At 57.7% G+C, this 915-nt stretch carries 1 protein-coding gene and 1 pseudogene; one reads left to right on the forward strand and one right to left on the reverse strand.

The window, feature by feature from the left end; translation table 11 throughout:
* Window positions 1-254: pseudogene (locus A3730_RS27270) on the reverse strand (haloacid dehalogenase); the annotation flags it as partial.
* A gap of 56 nt (window positions 255-310) precedes the next feature.
* Here A3730_RS27270 and nudE point away from each other — a divergent pair.
* The gene (nudE, locus tag A3730_RS27275) at window positions 311-859 is read left to right on the forward strand and encodes an ADP compounds hydrolase NudE (RefSeq protein ID WP_063520581.1); all 549 of its coding nucleotides are present in this window, start codon (window positions 311-313) and stop codon (window positions 857-859) included.
* Window positions 860-915: the final 56 nt, after the last annotated feature.

The following is a 915-nucleotide window of genomic DNA, read 5'->3' on the forward strand; positions in this document are numbered from 1 at the left end:
GCGGCTCTTTTCAAGCCGGCAATTTCCAGACCCAGCTCGGCGGTCCAGAAATCCAGGCAGTACCAGTTCAGGGTGCCTTGGTGGCTGGTGATCCAGTCGTGGATGATGCGGTTGGCCTCGGCCTGCTCCAGACCCAGTTGCCGGGCGTAGCAGTCGGGCACGTGTTGTTGCCAGAACCAGTTGTCAAAGTGCAGGTCCAGCAGGGTGCCGTCCATATCCAGCAGCACAGTGTCGACGGATTGCCAGTCAATCATGAATTTCCTGCGTGTTCGGGTTAGTCTTGCCTGCAATAGCGGGCTCAGAGGTAATTATGGATGAGAAACCGGAGATTCTCGACACCCGGCTGATAGCAAAGAGCCGCCTGTTCGGGATCGAAGAACTTCACCTGCGCTTTTCCAACGGCGTGGAGCGCACCTACGAGCGCCTGCGTACGCCGCCGATTGCGGCGGTGATGATGGTGCCGTTGCTGGATGACGACACCGTGGTGATGATTCGGGAATATGGCGCGGGGACAGAGAGTTATGAGTTGACCCTGCCCAAGGGAGCTTACGAACACGGTGAAGACTGGCGCGACGCGGCCAACCGGGAGTTGAAGGAAGAGGCGGGTTACGGCGCTCGCCGTCTCACGCTAATGAAGGACATGACCCTGTCGCCGGGTTATATGGGCCACCGCATCAAGGTGGTGCTGGCTGAAGATCTCTACGAAGAATCCCTGCCCGGCGATGAACCGGAAGAGCTGGAAGTGCTCACCTGGAAACTGTCAGAGCTGGATCGTTTGATAGAACGGGACGATGTGACCGAGGCGCGGGTGATCGCAGCGTTATTAATGACCAAGCGGTTGCTGGAGCAACGTCGATAATTGAGCTGTAGGAGCGCCGCTCCTGCAGGTGCCAAAATCTGAATCACAGGAAAAAG

It is taken from the genome of Alcanivorax sp. HI0044 (genome assembly GCF_001634945.1).